Annotated in this window: 14 protein-coding genes; 7 read left to right on the top strand and 7 right to left on the bottom strand. The window is 67.5% G+C overall.

Translation table 11 applies throughout. The features are described from left to right. Positions 1 to 3: 3 nt before the first annotated feature. From BSE24067_RS05730 to BSE24067_RS05720, 3 genes are all read right to left on the bottom strand, one after another. Complete coding sequence (locus BSE24067_RS05730; protein ID WP_151062900.1) at positions 4 to 1101, bottom strand: ABC transporter substrate-binding protein; 1098 nt, start codon at positions 1099 to 1101, stop codon at positions 4 to 6. Between the two features lie 149 nt (positions 1102 to 1250). Next, on the bottom strand, positions 1251 to 2723 hold the full coding sequence (locus BSE24067_RS05725; protein WP_151062901.1) for an aldehyde dehydrogenase family protein: 1473 nt from the start codon (positions 2721 to 2723) through the stop codon (positions 1251 to 1253). Next, positions 2720 to 4414, bottom strand: coding sequence for a 5-guanidino-2-oxopentanoate decarboxylase (locus BSE24067_RS05720; protein ID WP_208455060.1), 1695 nt, complete (start codon positions 4412 to 4414; stop codon positions 2720 to 2722). The genes BSE24067_RS05725 and BSE24067_RS05720 overlap by 4 nt, the downstream gene beginning before the upstream one ends. 465 nt (positions 4415 to 4879) lie before the next feature. Here BSE24067_RS05720 and BSE24067_RS05715 point away from each other — a divergent pair, with 465 nt between their 5' ends. The 6 genes from BSE24067_RS05715 to hutC all read left to right on the top strand — a co-directional run bounded on the left by BSE24067_RS05715 (position 4880) and on the right by hutC (position 10433). Further along, entirely contained in the window at positions 4880 to 5740 is an 861-nt protein-coding gene (locus tag BSE24067_RS05715; protein WP_151062902.1) for a transporter substrate-binding domain-containing protein, read from the top strand. A 93-nt stretch (positions 5741 to 5833) separates the two neighbouring features. After that, positions 5834 to 6556 carry an ABC transporter permease gene (locus tag BSE24067_RS05710; protein ID WP_151062903.1) on the top strand — a complete coding sequence of 241 codons (723 nt, stop codon included), beginning with the start codon at positions 5834 to 5836 and terminating at the stop codon, positions 6554 to 6556. A gap of 12 nt (positions 6557 to 6568) precedes the next feature. After that, positions 6569 to 7315, top strand: coding sequence for an ABC transporter permease (locus tag BSE24067_RS05705; RefSeq protein ID WP_151062904.1), 747 nt, complete (start codon positions 6569 to 6571; stop codon positions 7313 to 7315). Positions 7316 to 7343: 28 nt separating this feature from the next. Beyond that, the gene (locus BSE24067_RS05700; RefSeq protein ID WP_151062905.1) at positions 7344 to 8135 is read left to right on the top strand and encodes an ABC transporter ATP-binding protein; all 792 of its coding nucleotides are present in this window, start codon (positions 7344 to 7346) and stop codon (positions 8133 to 8135) included. A 7-nt stretch (positions 8136 to 8142) separates the two neighbouring features. After that, complete coding sequence (locus BSE24067_RS05695; protein ID WP_151062906.1) at positions 8143 to 9636, top strand: HAL/PAL/TAL family ammonia-lyase; 1494 nt, start codon at positions 8143 to 8145, stop codon at positions 9634 to 9636. Positions 9637 to 9677: 41 nt separating this feature from the next. Next, entirely contained in the window at positions 9678 to 10433 is a 756-nt protein-coding gene (gene hutC, locus BSE24067_RS05690) for a histidine utilization repressor (protein ID WP_151062907.1), read from the top strand. Positions 10434 to 10442: 9 nt separating this feature from the next. Here hutC and BSE24067_RS05685 read toward each other — a convergent pair whose 3' ends face one another. The 3 genes from BSE24067_RS05685 to BSE24067_RS05675 form a co-directional block, all read right to left on the bottom strand. Next, positions 10443 to 11624: a fumarylacetoacetate hydrolase family protein gene (locus BSE24067_RS05685; RefSeq protein ID WP_151062908.1), complete on the bottom strand. Its 1182-nt coding sequence runs from the start codon at positions 11622 to 11624 to the stop codon at positions 10443 to 10445. 33 nt (positions 11625 to 11657) lie between these two features. After that, a complete protein-coding gene (locus BSE24067_RS05680) occupies positions 11658 to 13439 on the bottom strand; it encodes an IlvD/Edd family dehydratase (RefSeq protein ID WP_151062909.1) in 1782 nt (593 codons plus the stop codon). Positions 13440 to 13587: 148 nt separating this feature from the next. Next, positions 13588 to 14625, bottom strand: a complete 1038-nt coding sequence (locus tag BSE24067_RS05675; protein WP_151062910.1) for a LacI family DNA-binding transcriptional regulator — start codon at positions 14623 to 14625, stop codon at positions 13588 to 13590. Between the two features lie 300 nt (positions 14626 to 14925). On the opposite strand from BSE24067_RS05675, the gene BSE24067_RS05670 reads away from it, so the two are divergent. Further along, complete coding sequence (locus BSE24067_RS05670) at positions 14926 to 16272, top strand: MFS transporter (protein ID WP_151062911.1); 1347 nt, start codon at positions 14926 to 14928, stop codon at positions 16270 to 16272. A 137-nt stretch (positions 16273 to 16409) separates the two neighbouring features. Here the strand turns inward: BSE24067_RS05670 and tcuC are convergent, their stop codons facing one another. Beyond that, positions 16410 to 17726, bottom strand: coding sequence for an MFS transporter (tcuC, locus tag BSE24067_RS05665; protein WP_151062912.1), 1317 nt, complete (start codon positions 17724 to 17726; stop codon positions 16410 to 16412). Positions 17727 to 17762 lie beyond the last annotated feature (36 nt).

The raw sequence follows: 17762 nt of genomic DNA, 5'->3' as shown, positions 1-17762 counted from the left end.
TCGTTATGCCGAGAACAGGCCCGTATAACGCTTGATCCACGCGGGCTGGACGGCGGCGAGCGCCTTGTCGTCGTGCAGCACGGCCTTCTCCGCGATCTGCTGCGGCGACGGCACGAACGCGCGACTTTCCGCGGGAATCACGGCCTTCGTGTTTACGGGGCCGTTCAGCACGTCGGCCGCCATCCGGCCCTGTACGCCCGCGTCGAGCGAATGGTTGATGAATGCGTGGATCAGGTCGAGGTCGCCCGGGTGCGCCTTCGGGATCACCGTGAACATCAGTTGCGTCGCGAAGCCTTCCTTCATCCCGTACGTCACGCCCATCTTGTAGTCGGGCTTGCGGATCTGGTCCGGAAAGAACGCGGGCGAATAGATGCCGCCGATGTCGAGCGAGCCGGTGCGGAACAGGTCGGCGACCTGGTTCGGGTTCTCCCCGAGCGTCATCACGCGATCCTTGAGCTGCGCGAGCTTCCGGAAGCCGGGATCGATGTTCTGCTGCGAACCGCCGGCCAGCTTCGCGGCGATGATCGCGAGGTCGACCGCTTCGGCCCACTCCGGCGGCGGCAGGAACAGTCGGCCCGCATACTTCGGATCCCACAGTGCCTCGTAGCTCGACGGCGCGCTCTTCACGGTGGCGGTGTTGTAGATCAGCCCGTCCGACCACAGCAGGTAGCCGATGCCGAAGCCGTTCGCGCCCGTGCGGTATTGCGGCGCGACGTCCTTCAGGTTCGGCAGGCGGTTCAGATCGGGTTTCGCGAGCAGGCCCGCATCGGCCAGCCCCGCCGCGCCGACGCCGGCCAGCGTGATCACGTCGTAGGTCGGCCGCTCGCCCGCGGCCTTCACTTTCGCGACCATCCCCGACGTGCCGTCCGCGCGGTCGGCGATCACGCGCGCGCCCGTCTGCTTGCTGAAGGTTTCCGCGATGTTGCGCAGTGCGGCCGCGCCGGTATCGTCCGACCACGTGAGCAGGCGCAGCGTCTTGCCGGAAAAATTGCCGGACTGTGCTTTCGCAGTACTGATGAACGGCATCGGGAGGGCGGATGCAGCGAGCGCCGAGCCGAGGGTTTTGATCACCTGCCTTCTTCCCGCCTTGAAGTGTTGCATGGCCGTCTCCTGATGAACGATGCCGTGTGGTTCACTACCGGGCGCCGAACCGCGGCGCGGGGTGTGGATGAACTGTAGGGAGGTCAAATTTCCGCAACAAACGAAATATCCGCATGCGCGGCATGACATAAACGCATGGGCCGGCGCCGTCAGCGAGCCGGCAGCATGACCTGCTTGATTTCCTGGAATGCGGCCAGCCCGAACGGGCCGAGCTCGCGCCCGAGGCTGCTGCGCTTGTAGCCGCCCCATGAGGTCTGCGGATAGATCAGTTGCGGCGTGTTGATCCAGACGACGCCCGCCTCGAGTGCATCGGCGACCCGCTTGGCGCGGGCCGCATCCTGCGTGACGACGGTTGCGACGAGCCCGTATTCGGTATCGTTCGCGGCCGTGATCGCGTCGTCCTCGGTGTCGAATGTGCGCACGCACAGCACCGGCCCGAAGATCTCGTCGCGCCATAGCGAGCAGTCGGCCGGCACGTCGGCGAACAGCGCGGGCCGGACGAAGTAGCCGGGCCCGGCGACGGCGCCGCCGCCCGCCACGAGCCGCGCGCCGTCGGCCTGGCCCTGTGCGATATGGCGCTTCACACGTTCGTATTGCGCGCGGCTCGTCAGCGGGCCCATCTGTACGCCCGGCGCGAACGGCGGCCCGACGACGATCGCGTCGATCCGCCGCGCGAGGCGCGCGACCAGATCGTCGGCGAGCGGAGCGGCGACGAGCACGCGCGAGGTTGCCGAACACATTTGCCCCGCGTTGAACAGGCCGCCGCCCAGGATCAGTTCGACCGCGCGATCGGGATCGGCATCGTCGAACACGACGATCGACGATTTGCCGCCGAGTTCGAGGCCGACGCCCTTGATCGTGTCCGCGGCCGTCTTCATGACTTGCGCGCCGACCGCCGTGCTGCCGGTAAACGACACCTTCGCGACGAGCGGATGGGCGCACAGCGCGGCGCCGACATCGTGCCCAGTGCCCGTCACGACATTGAGCACGCCGGGCGGCAGCCCGGCTTCGGCGGCGATCGCGGCGAGTTCGAGTTCGGGCAGCGGCGTGATTTCGGACGGCTTCAGCACGACGGTGCAACCGGCCGCGAGCGCGGGCGCGAGCTTCCATGCGGTCGTGACCATCGGGAAGTTCCACGGCACGATCAGCGCGGCCACGCCGGCCGGCTCGCGCTGGATCCATGCGCGATGGTCGGCGTCGGGCAGCGCAACCTCGGTCTCGCCGTCGGTATCGAGCGCATCCGCGAGGCCCGCGTAGTAGTCGAAGGTGGCGATCACGTCCGCGACGTCGATCTCGGCTTCCGCGAACGGCTTGCCATTGTTGATCGACTGCAGGGTCGCGAGCCGCACGCGGCGCGCGTCGACGCCGCGCGCGATCGCACGGAGCAGGGCCGCCCGCGTGGCACCCGTCGTGCGTTTCCAGCCAGGAAACGCGCGCGATGCCGCTTGCACGGCACGCTCGACGTCCGCGTCGCCGCCCGCGCTGACGGCGGCGATGACCGCTTCGGTCGACGGATCGACGACGGGCAGCGTCGCGCCGCTGACGCTCGCGCGCCACATGCCGTCGATGAAGTGGCGCGTGTGCGGCGGCGGATCGAACGCGCGTTCCTGTGTCGTGCTCATCGCTGCACCTGCTGGAACCAGGTCGTTTCGTCGATTTCGATCACGGTCGGAATCGTGCGTGCCGCGGCGTCGCGCAGCGCTTCGGCGAGTGCGTCGGCTGTCGCGGCCGCCTGTGCCGCGCAGCCGAAGCCGCGCGCAAGTACCTGGAAGTCGGGCGTGTACGGATCGACGCCGACCGGCGTGATGTCGCGCTCGACCATGTATTTGCGGATCTCGCCGTAGCCGCGGTTGTTCCACACGATCACGATCACCGGCACGCGCGCCTCGACCGCGCTTGCGAGCTCCGGCAGCGTGAACTGCAGGCCGCCGTCGCCGATCAGGCACACGACCGGCCGCGCAGGCGCGGCGAGCTTCGCGCCGATCGCCGCGGGCAACCCGTAGCCGAGCGTGCCGTAGCCGGTCGACGAGTTGAACCAGCTGCGCGGGGCCGGCGCGTCGTGAGTGAAATTGCCGACATAGACGGGGCTCGTCGAATCGCCGGCGATGATCGCGCCGGGCAGCGCCGAAACGACGGTGTCGATCAGCCGCGCCTGCGCGCGTGCGGCGTCGTCGCGACCGGACTCGATCGCGTCGCGCACGGCGGCCACCCGCGACGCGCCCCAACCGGGCTCGGGTGTCGGCGCCGGCCTTTCGTGCAGGCGGGTCGACAGCGCGCCGAGCGCCAGCCGCGCATCGGCGGCGACGGCGATCTCCGCGCGGGCATTGCGCATCAGTTGTTGCGCGTCGATGTCGATGCGGATCAGGCGGCCGTCGATCGAGAAGCCCCCGTCGAACGTGACGTCGTAATCGGTTTCGCCGAGCTCGGTGCCGACCGCGAGCACCACGTCGGCTTCGCCGACCGCCGCACGGGTGGCCGGCAGCGACTGCGTGGAGCCGATCAGCAGCGGATGGCCGGCCGGCAGCAGGCCCTTCGCGTTGGTCGTCAGCGCGACGGGCGCGTGCAGGCGCTCGGCGAGTTCACGCAATTCGGCCGCCGCATCGATCGCGCCGCCACCGGCCAGGATCAGCGGCCGGCGCGCCTGCGCGAGCAGCTCGGCCGCGGCCGCGATCGCGTTCGCATCCGGCGCGGGGCGCGCGGGCAGTGCGAGCGGCGCGGCGGGCAGTGCGGGCGCCGGCATCACGATCACGTCGAGCGGAATCTCGATATGCACGGGCCGCGGCCGCGCGCTTTCGAAAACCGCGAATGCGCGCGCGAGGACCTGCGGCAGGTCGGCCGCATCGAGCAGCGTGTGCGAGAACGCGGTCAGTCCCGCGAACACGTCGCGCTGCGACGGCAACTCGTGCAGGTGGCCGTCGCCGCTGCCGAGTTCGCGCCGCGCGTTGACGCTCGAAATCACCAGCATCGGAATCGAGTCCGCGTAAGCCTGGGCCATCGCGGTCGCGATGTTGGTCATGCCCGGCCCCGTGATGATGAAACAGACGCCCGGCCGCCCGGTGACGCGCGCATAGCCGTCGGCCATGAAGCCGGCTCCTTGCTCGTGGCGCGGCGTCACATGACGGATCGACGACGCCGCAAGACCGCGATAGAGCTCGACGGTATGCACACCGGGAATCCCGAACACGCATTCGACACCCTGGCGTTCGAGCAGGTCGACGAGGGCTTCGCCGCAAGTGCGTGGGCGGGCATGAAAGGATGCTGCCGTGGCCGCGCGGGCTTCGGCGATGCAGGAGACGAGGGCGGGATGGCTCATGGGTCGTGACGTGCCGGTTCGGAGAGTGAGTGGCCCGTACCTCAAACGACGGGGCATGAGCGGATTGTCGGTGCCGATCCGCGCTGCCAACAATCGATTAGTTCTCATGCGGCGCATGTCCGACGTGCATGGCGATGCCGATTCGCGCAGTGACGGCTGCCGGTCGTCATGACAATGGTCCGACGTTTCGTTCTTCGCCAGCCGGGGAGCACGACCATGATCGAATCCTGAATTTGTCTAGTCATCCTTTGGATTGGATCGCTCCATTTGCACCAAGTGCGTGCCTGAATTCACCGTTACGACGCACGTCAAAGCCCTGAAATTAGGGGATTTCCCGCGTTTTGCCGGTTTTTTTTGATCGCCGCTTGTCGCGCCGTTTTTCTTCTTGCATGCTTGTATAGACAAATTCCTGAGGCGGCTTGCTGCACCGAAGGGATGGCGAACTTCAACGCAAGGAGAACTCTCGTGAACGGCAAGCGCATCAAGTGGGCAATCAGCACGATCGGCGTCATCGCGGCAGCAGCGGCAACGCTGGCCGCACCGGTACAGGCGAAGGAGTGGAAGACGGTCACGGTCGCGCTCGAAGGCGGCTACGCGCCGTGGAACCTCACGCTGCCGGGCGGCAAGCTGGGCGGTTTCGAGCCGGAGCTGCTCGCGAACGTGTGCGAGCGGATCAAGGTGCAGTGCAACATGGTCGCGCAGGACTGGGACGGGATGATTCCCGGTCTGCAGGCCGGCAAGTTCGACGTCCTGATGGATGCGATTTCGATCACGCCGGAGCGCGAGAAGATCCTGCTGTTCTCGCGTCCGTATGCGGCGACGCCGGCAACGTTCGCCGTCACCGATACGAAGATCCTGCCGAAGGCCGCGCCCGGCGCGCCGATCGTCAAGCTGACGGGCGACGCGAACGCCGACAAGCCGACCGTCGACGCACTGCGCAAGCAGCTGAAGGGCAAGACGATCGGCATTCAGTCCGGCACCGTCTATACGAAATTCATCAACGACAGCTTCAAGGACATCGCGTCGATTCGCGTGTACAAGACCTCCCCCGAGCGCGATCTCGACCTCGTCGCGGGGCGTATCGATGCGTCGTTCGACGACGTCACGTACTACGCGGCGAACAACACGAAGAAGGACACCGCGTCGATCGTGCTCGCGGGGCCGAAGCTCGGCGGGCCGATCTGGGGGCCGGGCGAAGGGCTCGCATTCCGCAAGCAGGATGCCGACCTGAAGACGAAGTTCGATACGGCGATCGGTGCGGCACTCGCCGACGGCACGGTGAAGAAACTGGCCGACAAGTGGTTCAAGACCGACGTCACGCCGTAAGCACGTATTCTGCCGCCGCCGCGCGAGCGGCTCGCACGACGCCGCGGCGGCAGGCGTCCTGACGATTCATTCAACGCTTGCCGGGAGGCATGCATGGCGATTCTTGAAATGCTCGGCTTCGGCGCCGAAGGCTGGGGCGGTGTGCTGCTGCTCGCCGCACTGATGACGGTCGCGCTGACGCTCGCCGCGCTGGCCGTCGGCGCCGTGATCGGCGCCGCGATCGCGGCCGCGAAGCTGTCGCGCTACCGCAGCGCGCGCGTGCTCGGCGACCTGTACACGACCGTGTTTCGCGGCGTGCCCGAATTGCTCGTCATCTACCTGTTCTACTTCGGCGGCTCGACGCTCGTCACGGCCGTCGGTCAATGGTTCGGCGCGGAAGGCTTCATCGGCGTGCCGCCGTTCGTGATCGGCGCGCTCGCGGTCGGCATGATCTCCGGCGCGTACCAGGCGGAGGTATATCGCGCGGCGGTGCTCGCGGTGTCGAAGGGCGAGCTCGAGGCGGCGCGCTCGATCGGCATGCCGCGCAGCATGGTGCTGCGCCGCATCCTGGTTCCGCAGGTGCTGCGCTTCGCGCTGCCCGGTATCGGCAACGTGTGGCAACTGAGCCTGAAGGATTCCGCACTGATCTCCGTCACAGGCCTCGCCGAGCTGCTGCGCACGAGTCAGATCGCCGCGAATTCGACTCACCAGTACTTCCTGTTCTTCGTCGCGGGCGGCGCGTTGTATCTGCTGATGACGGGCCTGTCGAACCGCGTGTTCAATCGCGCCGAAGCGATCGTCGGCCGGTCGTTCCGCCGCAATTTCGCGCGCAACTGACGGAGAACCCGCATGTCCATCGATTTCGCTTTTCTCGCCGACACGCTGCGCCAGCTCCTCGCGGCCGTGCCGACCACGCTCGGCCTGTTCTTCGCATCGCTCGTGCTCGGCGGCCTGCTGTCGCTCGTGATCGTCGCGATGCGCGTGTCGCCGCACTGGCTGCCGAACCGCTTCGCGCGCGCGTACATCCTCGTGTTTCGCGGCTCGCCGCTGCTGATCCAGATGTTCCTCGTGTATTACGGACTCGGCCAGTTCGGCGTGATCCGCGAGAGTTTCATGTGGCCGCTGCTGCGCGAGCCGTATGTGTGTGCGGTGCTCTCGCTCGCGTTGTGCACGGCCGGCTACACGGCCGAGATTCTGCGCGGCGGGCTGATGGCCGTTCCGGTCGGGCAGATCGAGGCCGGTTATTCGATCGGTCTGTCGGGTTTCGCGCTGCTGCGTCGCGTGATCGGCCCGATCGCGTTGCGCCAGTGCCTGCCCGCGTACTCGACCGAAGCGGTGCTGCTCGTCAAGTCGACCGCGCTGGCCAGCCTCGTCACCGTCTGGGAAGTGACGGGCGTCGCGCAGCAGATCATCCAGCAAACGTATCGGACGACCGAGGTGTTCGTCTGCGCGGCCGTCATCTATCTCGGCCTGAACTTCATCGTCGTGCGCGTGCTCGGCTCGCTCGAATGGCGGCTTTCCGGACACCTGCGTGCGCCGAAGCCGTCCGGTGCGCCTGCCGCGGCGGCGCGCAATGCTCAACGCGTCGCGCCCTGAGCGTCCCCGTCCTTTCCTGGAGAACCCGATGAACACCGCTGCTCCCGTTGCGCTGTCGGTCAAGAACATTCACAAGTCGTTCGGCGACCACCACGTGCTGAAGGGCATTTCGCTCGACGCGCACGAGGGTGACGTCATCTCGATCCTCGGCGCGAGCGGATCGGGCAAGAGCACGTTCCTGCGCTGCCTTAACCTGCTCGAAACGCCCGACGACGGCTCCGTCGCGCTCGCCGGAGAAGAACTCGCGATGAAGCGCGCGCGCGACGGCAAGCTGCATCCGAGCGACCGGCGCCAGGTCGACCGGATCCGCTCGCAGCTCGGGATGGTGTTCCAGAACTTCAATCTGTGGTCGCACATGACGGTGCTCGACAATCTCGTCGAGGGGCCGCTGCGCGTGCAAAAGCGCAGCCGCGCGGAAGCGGTCGAGGAGGCCGAGGCGCTGCTCGCCCGCGTCGGCCTTGCCGACAAGCGCGGTTACTATCCGGCCCATCTGTCGGGCGGCCAGCAGCAGCGCGTCGCGATCGCCCGTGCGCTCGCGATGCATCCGAAGGTGATGCTGTTCGACGAACCGACGTCCGCGCTCGACCCGGAGCTGGTCGGCGAGGTCCTGCGCGTGATGCGCTCGCTCGCGGAAGAAGGGCGCACGATGCTGGTCGTCACGCACGAGATGGGCTTTGCGCGGCATGTGTCGAATCGCGTGATGTTCCTGCATCAGGGCGAAGTCGATACCGACGGGACACCCGACGACGTGTTCGGCGGCCAGACCTCCGAGCGCTTCCGGCAATTCGTGTCGAGCCACCACGACCGCACCACGAACTGAGGCCGCGATGACCGTATTCCGTGCGGCTCGGCCGCTCGATTGGCGACAGGTGGCGGCGGTGGCGGCCGGCGAGCCGTTGGCGCTGGCGGACGACGCCCGCACACGTGTCGCGGCCGCTCGCGAGCTCGTCGACGAGATCGTCGCGCGCGGGATTCGCGCGTATGGCGTCAATACCGGCGTCGGCGCGTTGTGCGACGTGATCGTGTCGCCGGCGCAGCAGAGCGCGTTGTCGCGCAACATACTGATGAGCCATGCGGTCGGCGTCGGCATGCCGCTCGGCGCGGCCGAAACGCGCGCGATCATCGCGGCGGCGATCAACAATTACGCGCACGGGCATTCGGGTGTCCGAGCCGACATCGTCGACCAGCTCGTCGCGTTGCTCGACCACGATTGTCTGCCGGAGGTGCCGGCGCACGGCTCGGTCGGTTATCTGACCCACATGGCGCACGTCGCGCTCGTCTGCATCGGGCATGGCCACGCGCGCCATCGCGGCGAACGCGTTCGCGGCGACGAGGCGCTGCGGCGCATCGGCCGCGAGCCGCTCGCGCTCGGCGCGAAGGAGGGGTTGAGCCTGGTCAACGGCACGCCGTGCGTGACGGGGCTTGCCGCGCTCGCACTCGCTCGCGCGGAACGGCTGCTCGATTGGGCCGACTGGATCGCGGCAGCCAGCTTCGAGAATCTCGGCGGGCAGCTCGCCGCGTTCGACCCGGCGTCGCTCGCGCTGCGGATTTCGCCCGGAATCGCGCACGTCGGTGCGCGCTTGCGGACGATGCTCGCCGACAGCCCGATGCTCGCTGCGGCGAACGGCCGCCATACGCAGGATCCGCTCAGCCTGCGCACGATTCCGCACGTGCATGGCGCGGCCCGCGACGTGTTCGCGGTCACGGCGGAAGTCGTCGATCGCGAGCTCGCGTCCGTCACCGACAACCCGATCGTGGCCGGCACGCGCGACGCGCCGGCCGTTCATTCGCAGGCGCATGCGGTCGGCGCGGGCATCGCGCTGGCGATGGACAGCCTCGCGGCCGCGATGGCGCAGGTCGCGGCCATCGCCGAGCGGCGGCTCGATCGTCTCGTCAATCCGCTCGTGAGCGGGCTGCCCGCGTTTCTCGCGGCGCCGGGCGGCACGTGTTCGGGGTTCATGATCGCGCAATACACGGCGGTCGCGCTGGTCGCGCAGAACCAGCGGCTCGCGGCGCCCGCGAGCCTCGACGGCGGCATCACGTCGGGGCTGCAGGAGGATCACCTGTGTCACGCGACGCCGGCCGCGCTGAAGGCGCTCGACATCATCGAGAATGCGACGCGGGTGCTCGCGATCGAGCTGCTCGTCGCCGCGCAGGCCTACGATCTGCAAACGAACGAAGCACGCAAGGCCGCATCGACCGACGCGCTGTGGCGGCATGTCCGCGAACGCGTGCCGGTGTATCGCGACGACCGGCCGCTGGCCGACGACATCGCGGTCGCGTCCGGCATCGTCGCGGGCGAAGCGCCGCCGTTGCAGTGACGGCGGGTGGCTCATTCCATCATTCATTCGGTCGAGGGCGCATGAACGAAACGGAACGACGACATTCCGCACGGCCGGCCGCGGCATCGGGCGAGGCCGTGCCGGCGCGCGCGCTGCCGGTCTATCAACAGATCAAGCGCTACGTCGTCGAGCGGATCGCGAAGGGCGACTGGAAGCCCGGCGGCGCAATCCCGACCGAGGCCGAGCTCGTCAAGGAATTCGGCGTCGCGCGGATGACGGTGTCGCGCGCGCTGCGCGAACTGACGGCCGAACGCGTGCTGACCCGCATCCAGGGTGCCGGCACGTTCGTCGAGCGCCGGCATTACGAATCGACGGTGCTGGAGATCCGCAACATCGCCGACGAGATCGCAGAGCGCGGTCATCGGCACAGTGCGCGCGTGTTGCTGATCGAGCGCAGCGTCGACGCGGAAGCGATCGAGGCGCTCGGACTGCGTTCCGGGCCCGTGTTTCATTCGCGCATCGTGCATTTCGAGGAAGGCGAGCCGATCCAGTTCGAGGATCGCTACGTCAATCCGGCGTTGTTTCCCGCGTATCTGGAGCAGGATTTCTCGATCGAGACGCCGAACCACTACATGGTGCGGCTCGCGCCGATCCAGCGCGCGGAGTTCCGGATCTATGCGGAGAAACCCAATGCGCAGGTGCGCCGGCATCTCGTGATGGAAATCGGCGAACCGTGCCTGGTGCTGAAGCGCCGCACGTGGGTCGGTGAGCACGTCGCCACGTCGGTCCGGTTGTGGCATCCGGCGTCGCGGTTTCATCTGGCGGGCAGGATGTAGCGTACCGCGTCACGCACCGAGCAGCCCCCGCGCCGCCAGATTCGCATACAACGCGCGCACGCCGAACGTCCACGGCGCGATCTCGGTGCACAGCCGCACTGTGTTGACCAGCGCGCCGAGCGTGGGCGTGGAGATGGTCACGCGGTCGCCGAGGTGATGCGTGAAGCCGCCGCCCGGCGCGTCGCGATCCTGGATCGGCGAAAACATTGTGCCGAGGAACAGCATGAAGCCGTCCGGGTACTGATGGTGCGTGCCGCAGGTCTGCGCGACCAGCTCGGTCGGGTCGCGGCTGATCTCGCGCATGTGGCTGATGCCGTCGAGGACGAAGCCGTCATCCGCGCCTTCGACGCGCAGCGACACGCTCGCGTGCCGCACGCTGTCCAGTGTGAAGCCGTCGTCGAACAGCCGCACGAACGGGCCGATCGCGCACGAGCCGTTGTTGTCCTTGCACTTGCCGAGCAGCAGCGCCGAGCGGCCTTCGATGTCGCGCAGGTTCACGTCGTTGCCGAGCGTCGCGCCTACCGGCGTGCCCGCGCTGCTCACCGCCAGCACGATCTCCGGTTCCGGGTTGTTCCAGACGGATGCCGGCAGCAGCCCGACGTCCGCGCCGAAGCCGACGGCGGACATCGGCTGCGATTTCGAGAACACCTCCGCATCGGGGCCGATGCCGACTTCCATGTATTGCGACCACGCGCCGCGGCGCTCGAGTTCCGCCTTCAGGCGCATCGCGGCTTCCGAACCGGGCACGATCTTCGACAGATCGGTGCCGATGGTCGCGGCAATCGTTTCGCGCACGTCCCGCGCCTTGGCCGGATCGCCGCCGGCCTGCTCCTCGATCACGCGTTCGATCAGGCTGACCGCGAACGTGACGCCGCACGCCTTGATCGCCTGCACGTCGCACGGCGCGAGCAGACGCGCGGCGCCGGACGTGCCGTCGAGCGCCGCCTGCAGCAGCGGCTCGACGCGGCCGAGCGATTCGCCGGGAGCGGTACGCGCGTGCTCGACTGCATCGGCGCGGTCGAACAGATCCGCGGTGGTCGGCACGGTGCGCGTGATGTCGAACAATTCGCCGCCGCGCACGGCGACGACGCTCGGGCCCGCGTGGGCACCGTCGTGCCGCCAGACGCGGCCGATCAGCAGTGCGTTAGCGAGGTCGTGCGGCAGGCAGTCGGAAGCGGAGAGATTGCGCATGGTCAGCTCGGCAAGAGTCGTGGGGCGGTTGGATCAGTGCGAATGGCGCGGGTTGCCGCGCTGCTCGATCACCTTCAGATACAGCGTGGCCGGTTCGAGACAGCCGCCGGTGGACAGCTGGCCGACGAACCGGCGATAGAGCTCCTGCCACGGCGTTTGCGCCTGCGGCACGGCGAAGCTCGCGGTCTCGCGGCGGCGCGCGAGTTCGTCTTCATCGACGAGCACGTCGACGCTGCGGCGATTCAGGTCGACGCGAATGCGGTCGTTCGTGCGCAGCAGCGCGAGGCCGCCGCCCACCGCGGCTTCCGGCGACACGTTAAGAATCGACGGGCTGGCCGACGTGCCGCTCTGGCGTCCGTCGCCCAGGCACGGCAGCGACGTCACGCCGCGCTTCACGAGCTCGGCGGGCGGCGCCATGTTGACGACTTCCGAGCTGCCGGGGTAGCCCACCGTGCCGCAGCCGCGAATCACCAGGATGCAATGTTCGTCGATTTGCAGTGCCGGATCGTTGATGCGCGCGTGGTAGTCCTCGGGGCCGTCGAACACGATCGCGCGCGCCTCGAACGTATTCTCCGCACCGGGCTCGGCGAGATAGGTGCGGCGAAAGGCTTCGCCGACCACCGACATCTTCATGATCGCGCTGTCGAAAAAGTTGCCCGACAGCACCATGAAGCCCGCGCCATGCTTCAGCGGTTCTTCAGGCGTGCGAATCACGTCGCGGTCGGCGTCCGGCGCGGCATCGGCGATCTCGCCGATCGCACGGCCGGATACCGTCAGGCAGTCGCGCCGCAGCAGGCCGGCCGCGTCGAGCTGGCGCAGCACCGCCGGCACGCCGCCGGCGCGATGAAAGCTTTCTCCGAGGTATTCGCCGGCCGGCATGCAGTTGACGAGCAGCGGCACGGCTTCGCCGAAGCGCTGCCAGTCGTCGAGGCTCAGTTCGACGCCCATGTGGCGCGCAATCGCGATCAGGTGCGGCGGACAGTTCGTCGAGGCGCCGAGCGCGGACGCGACGACGATCGCGTTCTCGAACGCCGCGCGCGTCATGATCCTGGACGGGCGCACGTCTTCGCGAACCAGCTCGACCGCGCGCTTGCCCGTCGCGTATGCCATCTGGCCGCGCTCGCGGTACGCGGCCGGAATGCTCGCGCAGCCCGGCAGCGACATGCCGAGCGCTTCGGCGAGGCTGTTCATCGACAGCGCCGTGCCCATGGTATTGCAGTGGCCGATCGACGGCGACGACGCCGTGGTCAGCTGCATGAATCCTTCGTAGTCGATATCACCGGCCGCCAGCAGGTTGCGCGCATGCCAGATCACCGTGCCCGAGCCGACGCGCTTGCCCTCGTGCCAGCCGTCGAGCATCGGCCCGCCGGACAGCACGATCGCAGGCATGTCGACCGTGGCCGCGGCCATCAGGCATGCGGGCGTGGTCTTGTCGCAGCCGGTCGTGAGCACCACACCGTCCAGCGGGAAACCATGCAGCACTTCCACCAGCCCGAGGTATGCGAGATTGCGATCGAGCGCGGCCGTGGGCCGGCGGCTCTGCTCGGCGAGCGGATGCACGGGGAACTCCATCGGAATGCCGCCCGCGTCGCGGACGCCGGCCTTCGTGCGCTCGGCCAGTTCGATGTGGTGGCGGTTGCACGGCGCGAGATCGCTGCCCGTTTGCGCGATACCGATGATGGGGCGCCCGGACTGCAGCTCGTCGCGCGTCAGGCCGTAGTTCATGAAGCGCTCGACATAGAGCGCGGTCATGTCGGCATGCGCGGGATCGTCGAACCATTCCTGGCTGCGCAGGCGGCGAGCGGGTTGTGACATGGCGGGCTGTCTCCGATTGGGGCCGTGGCCGGTTTTTTTCGTGCCGGATAGTTACCGGTAACATACGGGCCGATGTTAGCACGGAGATTTCGTGTAGAGGAAGGGCGATTTTGCGTTCGCGCCGCGTCCGCAGCCGCGACTCGGCCGGTCAGGCGCTTTCCCGCGCGACGATCGTGTAGTCGATACGGATGCAGCGCGATTCGACCGGTTCGCCGTCATCGCGGCGTTGCAGCGCGCCAAGCAGCGCCTCGCCCGTGTGCAGGCCGATGCCATACGCATCGACCGACACCGTCGTGATGGTCGGGTGGCAGCAGCTCGCGACCTCGAAGTTGCCGAAGCCGGCCACGGCCACGTCCGCGGGCACGGACAGGCCGCGCCGGTGACACTCCATGATCGCGCCGAACGCCGACATGTCGCTCACGCACATCACCGCATCGGTGTCGGGCCATTGCTCGAGCATGGCCGCCATGGCCGGCCCGCCGTGGCTCATCGTGATCGGCGACTCGCCGAGCCGTACGACGCGCGGCGCGCACAATCCAAGTGCCTTGATTTCCGCCTGATATCCCTTGAGCCGGTCCAGGCCGCGGCGGTCCAGTTCGCTGGCGCCGCCGAGAAAGCCGATGCGCCGGTACCCGCGCTCGGCGAGGTGCCGCACCATCGCCCGCGCGGCGCGCACGTTCGAAAAACCGACGGCGGTATCGATCGGCCGCGTGGGCAGATCCCACATCTCGACCACCGGAATGGCCGAACGCTCCAGCAGCTTGCGCGTCGCATCGGTATGCTGCGCACCCGTCAACGCGATGCAGCGCGGCTGGTGGCGCAGCATGGAGCGCACCAGCCGTTCTTCACGTTCGAGGTCGTAGTCGGTGTCGCCGAGCAGCAGTTGCAGGCCGTGCGGCTCGAGCGCATCGGTCAGGCCGCGTACCGTGTCGGAAAAGTTGGAGCTCGACAGCGACGGCACCAGCACCGCGACGAATTCCGAGCGTCCCGACGACAGTGCGCCTGCCGCGGCATCGGCCACGTAGCCCAGCTGTTCGATCGCCCGGCAGACGCGTTCGCGCGTGTCGGCGGCCACGCTGTGGCCGGCAAGCACGCGTGACACTGTCATCTTCGATACGCCGGCGAGGCGCGCTACGTCGGACATGCGGGGCGGTCCGGCGGGCCGGACGGCGGTGGGACTGGGCATCGGAATCGCGATCGGGAGGAGCCTGAGAAGGCTACATCATACCGGTGCCGGATCCCGTACAGGCCGGCCGCTGCGCGCTCGCCGTCGCGACGCACGCACTAGGGAAACCACTCGTGGAGCAGGTCTTGAATGCACACGTCACGGCATGCTAACTTGATTGATGTTATCGGTATCAGAGCGCCGGTTGCTCCCGTCGTCCCGTCGGCGGTTTTTTTTCGCCCCGGAATGTTATCGGTAACATCCGCGCATGGCCGGACCCGCCGGTACGAAGAACACCTACACGATCAGGAGACAAGACCGATGCCATCCATTACCCAGACCGCCGCCGCGCCGGCCGCGGCCGACTCGTCCGAGGACGCCCTTTACCGGAAGGTCATGCGGCGCATCCTGCCGTTGCTGCTGCTCTGCTACGTCGTCGCGTACCTGGACCGCGTCAACGTGGGTTTCGCGAAGCTGCAGATGCTCGACGACCTGCGCCTGAGCGACAGCGTCTACGCACTGGGCGCGAGCATTTTCTTCTGGGGCTATTTTCTGTTCGAGATGCCGAGCAACCTGCTGCTGCACCGCTATGGCGCGCGCTTCTGGATCGCGCGGATCATGATCACGTGGGGCATCGTGTCGTCGTCGATGGCGTTCATCGTGCCGCTCGCGCAGTTTTTCCACGTGCAGACGTCCACCATGTTCTATACGCTGCGCTTTTTGCTCGGCCTGTGCGAAGCGGGCTTCTTCCCGGGCGTGATCCTGTACATGAACTACTGGTTTCCGGCGCGTCGCCAGAGCGTGGCCATGTCGGGCTTCCTGGTGGCGATCCCGTTGAGTCTCACGCTGGGCAGCGTGGTTTCCGGATGGTTGATGGAACAGACGCACGGGCTGTCGGGCATGAGCGGCTGGCAATGGATGCTGCTGCTCGAAGGGCTGCCGTCGGTGGTCGTCGCGTTCATCGTGCTGGCTTGTCTCGGCGATGGTCCGCAATCGGCGAAGTGGCTGTCCGCCGACGAGAAGGCAGTGCTGTCGCGCAACCTCGAACGCGAAGCCACGCACAAGTCGCACAGCGCAGGTGCCGCGCTGCGCAGCCCGCGCGTGTGGCTGCTCACCTTCATCCTGCTCACGTTCAATACCGGCTTCTACGGGCTGGCGTTCTGGCTGCCGTCGATCATCCGCGCGTCGGGCGTGAAGAGCCCGCTGCATATCGGCCTGCTCACCGCGATTCCGTACCTGACGGCCATCTTTGCAATGGTGTGGAATGCGTCGCACTCGCGCAAGACCGGCGAGCGGCGCCTGCATGCGGCGATTCCCGCGCTGATCGGCGGCGTCGGACTGATCCTGAGCGCGGCATGCGCGCAGAACGTAGCGCTGTCGATCGTATTCTTGACCATTGCGACGTGCGGCATCCTCGCGCTGATGCCGATCTACTGGACGTTCCCCGGCCAGATCCTGTCGGGCACGGCCGCCGCCGCCGGTATTGCGCTGATCAACTCGGTGGGCAACCTGTCCGGCTTCACGGGTTCGATGATCACCGGCATCGCGAAGGAAATGACCGGCAACATCAACAACGGCACGTATGCGCTCGGCGCGTGCCTGCTGGTCAGTTGCGTGCTGATCCTGTCGATTCCGCGCAGCATCCTGCTGCCGTCGGCCGAGCGGTAGGTCGATTGCCGATCGGCGCGGCGCATCGTTGCGCCGCGCGTTTGTGCCACTCGTTTGCGCCGCCCGTTTGCGCCGCCCGCGGGACGCGACGGGCGCCCGCGCGTCCGCATCCCGTACGCACGGCGCACCGACGCCCGTCACGCAAGTGAAGCGGCGCGCTCCGCGGCGCCGCCTCGCCGGTAGAGCGCAACGGTTGCAAATAGCCCGCAACATGCGGCGAAGCTGAGCCAGTATCCGGGCGCCGCCTTGTCGCCAGTCACTTCGATCAGATAGGTCGACACGGCCGGCGTGAAGCCGCCGAAGACTGCGGTCGCGAGGCTGAACGCGAGCGAGAAGCCGGCCACGCGAACGTTGGCGGGCATGATTTCGGTGAGCGCCGCGACCATCGCGCCGTTGTACATGCCGAAGAAGAACGAAAGCCACAGCAGCACGGCGAGCATGCGCCCGAAGCTCGGTGCGGACGACAGCCAAGCAAGCGCGGGATACGACGTCGCAATGGCCAGGATCGTGATGGCAACGAGAATCGGCTTGCGCCCGATGCGGTCCGACAGCGCGCCGCCGACCGGCAGCCAGAAGAAGTTCGACACACCCACGCACAACGTGACGATCAGGCTGTCCGCCGTGGAGAGCTTCAGGACGGCCTTGCCGAAGGTCGGCGTATAGACCGTGATGAGATAAAAGGTCGTCGTCGTCATCGCCACGAGCAGCATGCCGGCAAATACCGTGCGCCAGTTTTTCAGCATCGTCGCGAAGACTTCACGCGCACGAGGGTGATGTTTGCGCGCGTTGAATTCGTCGGTTTCCTGCAGCGTGCGGCGCAGCAGGAAAATCGCCGGCACGATCGCGCAACCGATGAAGAACGGGATGCGCCAGCCCCACGCCGCGATTTCGTGGCTCGTCAGCAGATGATTCAGCACATAGCCGACGGCCGCCGCGATCACGATCGCGACTTGCTGGCTGGCCGACTGCCAGCTCGTGTAGAAGCCCTTGTTTCCCGGCGTCGCCATTTCCGCCAGATAGACGGACACGCCGCCGAGTTCCGCGCCCGCGGAAAACCCCTGCAGCAGGCGGCCGATCAGCACCAGCACGGGCGCGGCGAGCCCGATCTCCGCATAGCCGGGCACACATGCGATGAGAACCGTCCCACTCGCCATGATCGAGAGCGTGACGATCAGCCCTTTGCGCCGGCCCACTTCGTCGATATACGCGCCCAGGACGATCGCGCCCAGCGGACGCATCAGGAATCCCGCTCCGAATACCGCGAACGTGAGCAGCAGGGATGCGAACTCGCTGGCCGTCGGAAAGAACACGCGCGAGATCGCCGTCGCATAGAAGCCGAAGAGAAAAAAGTCGAATTGCTCCAGGAAATTGCCGCTGGTTACGCGCAGGACCGTGCCGAGCCTGGACGTGCGGGCGGCGGCGCAGTCCTGCGCAGCTGTCGGTGAGCGATTCATGAGTTGTCTCCTGTGAATGTTGTGTGTGAATCTGGC

Origin of the sequence: Burkholderia latens (genome assembly GCF_902499045.1) — a bacterium.
In the GTDB taxonomy this organism is placed as follows: Bacteria; Pseudomonadota; Gammaproteobacteria; order Burkholderiales; family Burkholderiaceae; genus Burkholderia; species Burkholderia latens.
This window is presented reverse-complemented; position numbering and strand designations above follow the sequence as displayed.